This window comes from Polaromonas sp. P1_G4 (assembly GCF_056405475.1).
On the sequence record NZ_JBFUCA010000492.1, the window covers coordinates 1 to 3,152 of the forward strand.

Genomic DNA, 3,152 nt, shown 5'->3' on the forward strand with positions numbered 1-3,152 from the left:
CTTAAAGCCAGCATGAGCCGCGGGACTGGCTTTGCCAGACCGCAGGCGGGCGGCCCTCTCGGGGGGCAGGAAGCTACACGAAGTGAGCGACCGTGGGGGCTCTATCTACTGGCTGATTTTCTTGGCCTCTTCGACCTGGTACTCGAAGTAGCGTTGGAAGCTGAAGACTATGCTGGACATCAGTGAGATAGTGCCAAACAGCAGCGCAAACACCACGGCGCCTATGGTCAGCCAGTTGGTGTTGCCCGCCTGGGTGGCCGGCGTGCCCGTGTTGTGCAGCGCATTCCATTTTTCCGTTGGCATCAGGCCGTAGTAAATGGCGGTCAATGCCGTGCCGGCCAGCGTAAAGCCCAGTAGCGGAATCAGCACCCAGGCGAGGTGGTCATCTTGCCCATAAAGCCGTACGCGCTCGACTCCCCACCAGCCCAGCGCCGCTGCGATGGGGTGCAGCCAGGCCCACACGTCGCCAAGGCCGAACAGGTAAAGACGGTGCACGCCGAGTTGACCGCCGATAAAAGCGAGCCAGGCGGCGAGGGTTTTGTTTTTGGGCGCTTTAGGGGCTGGGGAGGCAGTTGCTTGCATGCTGCGATTATGCGGCGGGTGCATCCACCGGCGGCTGCGTGTCGCCTGCGCCCAAGGTCTTTTCCATGATCACGATGTCGCGCCAGGCGCCGAACTTCCAGCCGCACGATGCAATGGTGCCGACTTCGGTGAAGCCGAGCGAGCGGTGCACGCCCACCGAGCCGGCGTTGGCCGAATCACCGATCACGGCCATGGCCTTGCGTACGCCCACCGCTTCAAGCCGTGCCAGCAGCTCGGCCAGCAACGCACGGCCCAGGCCCTTGCGGTGCAGTTCAGGCGCGAGGTAAATCGTGTCCTCCACCGAAAACCGGTAGGCCGGTCGCGGCTTGAACCAGTTACCGTAGGCGAAGCCCACAATTTTTCCTTCCTCCTCGGCGATCAGGTAGGGCAGGCCTTTGGACAGTACGTCAGCCCGGCGGGTCGTCATGTCGGCCACACTGGGAGGCTCGGTTTCGAACGTTCCTGTGCTGTGCAGGACGTGGTGACCGTAAATGGCCGTGATGGCGGGAATGTCTTCTTCGCGGCTGGGGCGTATGAGGGGCATGTCTGTCGTGGTTTCGGGGATAGGAGAAGGGCGGGGAGGTGAATTTGGGCCAAAACCGTTCCACAGGCTATAATCTCAGGCTTTGCARCAATTCGCTGGCCGGGTGGCCATGTCGTGTGTCTCAAGCGCTGCAGAACATTGGGGTATCTACCTTACCGGTAAGCCCCACCACCCGAAGGATAAATCATGGTCGTCATTCGACTTGCACGCGGCGGTTCCAAGCACCGTCCTTTTTTCAATATTGTTGTGGCTGACAAACGCGTTCGCCGCGACGGCCGTTTCATCGAGCGCATCGGTTTTTACAACCCGATTGCCAAAGGTGGCGAAGAAGGCCTGCGCATTGCGCAAGACCGCCTGACCCACTGGATCGGTGTGGGCGCCCAGCCGTCTCCTACCGTTCTGCGCCTGGTCAAGCAAGGTGCTACGGCTGCTGTCAAAACGGCCTGAAGAACTCGGTCTGATTTAGAGATTGATGCAGCCCGGCCTTCAATCGTCGGCAGGCTTGACGCCCTCAAGCCTTCCGCACGACGCCATCGAAGTCGGGCGCATCCTGGATGCATGGGGCGTCAAGGGCTGGGTGAAAATCCTGCCGCACAGCACCGATCCAGAAGCACTTTTCGCGGCCAAATCCTGGTTTTTGCAGGCGCCTGACGCCAAATTCCGCCCGGGGTTCACCGTGTTTTCTGGCACCGTTTCACTGAGCGTGGACGAGGCCAAAGTTCATTCCGATACCGTCGTCGCCAAGTTTTTGGGCCTTGATGACCGCAATGCGGCCGAGGCCTTGCGTGGCGCACGCATCTTCCTGCCCCGCAGCAGTTTTCCTGCGGCCTCCAAGGATGAGTACTACTGGGTCGACCTGATCGGCCTGAACGTGGTCAATCGCGAAGGGGTGCCATTAGGCCTGGTGCGTGACCTGATGGCCACCGGCCCGCACTCGGTCCTGTGTGTGGAGTACACCGTCCAGCAGGAGGACGGCACGAGCCWGACCGCCGAACGCATGATCCCGTTTGTCTCCGTGTATGTCGACGCGGTGGATATCGCCGGCAAATGCATCACGGTTGACTGGCAGCCGGACTACTGATTTTTGTAGCCCGAAGGGGCTGTTGCCCTGAAGCGCCGGGCTCGCACACAATAGCCCCATGCGCTTCGACATCATCACACTTTTCCCCGAGCTTTTTGCGCCCTTCCTGGTCAGCGGCGTGACCCGCCGCGCCTACGAATCGGGCCTTGTTGAGGTGAAGCTCTGGAACCTGCGGGACTTTGCCGACGGCAACTACCGCCGCGTGGACGACCGGCCTTTCGGCGGCGGCCCCGGCATGGTGATGATGGCTGAGCCGCTGGCGCTGTGCCTTGAAAAAATACAGGCTGACCGTGCTGCGAATGGTGCGCCCAAGGTTCCCACGGTGCTTTTTTCTCCCGTGGGCAAGGCGCTGGACCATGCCGGCGTTGAAGGCTGGTCGGCCAGCGCCGGTGCGGTATTGATTTGTGGGCGCTACGAAGGGCTGGACCAGCGCTTCATCCAGGCCCATGTTGACCTGCAGATCAGCCTGGGCGATTTTGTGCTGTCGGGCGGGGAAATTGCCGCCATGGCCTTGCTCGATGCGGTGGCCCGGCTCCAGCCCGGCGTGCTCAATGACGAGGGCAGTCATCAGCTGGACAGCTTTAATCCTGCACTCGACGGCTTGCTGGATTGCCCCCATTACACGCGGCCCGAAAGCTGGCGCGGCCAGCCCGTTCCGACCACCCTGATGTCTGGAAACCACGCCCATATTGAGCGCTGGCGGCGTGAACAACGCCTGGCGCTGACGCAGCGCCAACGCCCGGAATTGGTGCAAATGGCACGGCAGAGTGGGAATTTGAGCGAAAGTGACGAGGCTTTTTTGGCCGATTTGGTCGAAAACCCGGACAAAGACGCTTGAAAAAGCACTGACTTGCTATAATCAAAGGCTTTTCGATCCTCTGGCGGCCACTGCAACCATCTGAACACCCGCGGGTGTTCCATGGATTTGCGGTCTTTAGCGTAGCG

Annotated in this window: 5 protein-coding genes; 3 read left to right on the forward strand and 2 right to left on the reverse strand. The window is 61.0% G+C overall.

Features of this window, described 5'->3' with window-relative positions; translation table 11 throughout:
• Positions 1–105 precede the first annotated feature (105 nt).
• The gene (locus AC1D1X_RS19325) at positions 106–582 is read right to left on the reverse strand and encodes a hypothetical protein (protein WP_477668036.1); all 477 of its coding nucleotides are present in this window, start codon (positions 580–582) and stop codon (positions 106–108) included.
• A 7-nt stretch (positions 583–589) separates the two neighbouring features.
• Positions 590–1,126, reverse strand: coding sequence for an N-acetyltransferase family protein (locus tag AC1D1X_RS19330; protein WP_477668035.1), 537 nt, complete (start codon positions 1,124–1,126; stop codon positions 590–592).
• Between the two features lie 186 nt (positions 1,127–1,312).
• Here AC1D1X_RS19330 and rpsP point away from each other — a divergent pair, with 186 nt between their 5' ends.
• Genes rpsP through trmD form a run of 3 tightly spaced genes read left to right on the forward strand, consistent with a single transcriptional unit; the run spans position 1,313 to position 3,045 of the window.
• Positions 1,313–1,573 (forward strand): 30S ribosomal protein S16, encoded by a 261-nt coding sequence (gene rpsP, locus AC1D1X_RS19335; protein WP_457279965.1) that lies wholly within the window; start codon positions 1,313–1,315, stop codon positions 1,571–1,573.
• A gap of 25 nt (positions 1,574–1,598) precedes the next feature.
• Entirely contained in the window at positions 1,599–2,207 is a 609-nt protein-coding gene (rimM, locus tag AC1D1X_RS19340; protein WP_477698921.1) for a ribosome maturation factor RimM, read from the forward strand.
• 58 nt (positions 2,208–2,265) lie between these two features.
• Positions 2,266–3,045 carry a tRNA (guanosine(37)-N1)-methyltransferase TrmD gene (gene trmD, locus AC1D1X_RS19345; protein WP_477668033.1) on the forward strand — a complete coding sequence of 260 codons (780 nt, stop codon included), beginning with the start codon at positions 2,266–2,268 and terminating at the stop codon, positions 3,043–3,045.
• Positions 3,046–3,152 lie beyond the last annotated feature (107 nt).

What these genes read in the sequence shown, in the direction of transcription:
- trmD (WP_477668033.1), top strand. Translation starts at nt 2,266, where the DNA reads ATGCGCTTCGACATCATCACACTTTTCCCCGAGCTTTTTGCGCCCTTC.
- AC1D1X_RS19330 (WP_477668035.1), bottom strand. Translation starts at nt 1,126, where the DNA reads ATGCCCCTCATACGCCCCAGCCGCGAAGAAGACATTCCCGCCATCACG.
- AC1D1X_RS19325 (WP_477668036.1), bottom strand. Translation starts at nt 582, where the DNA reads ATGCAAGCAACTGCCTCCCCAGCCCCTAAAGCGCCCAAAAACAAAACC.
- rpsP (WP_457279965.1), top strand. Translation starts at nt 1,313, where the DNA reads ATGGTCGTCATTCGACTTGCACGCGGCGGTTCCAAGCACCGTCCTTTT.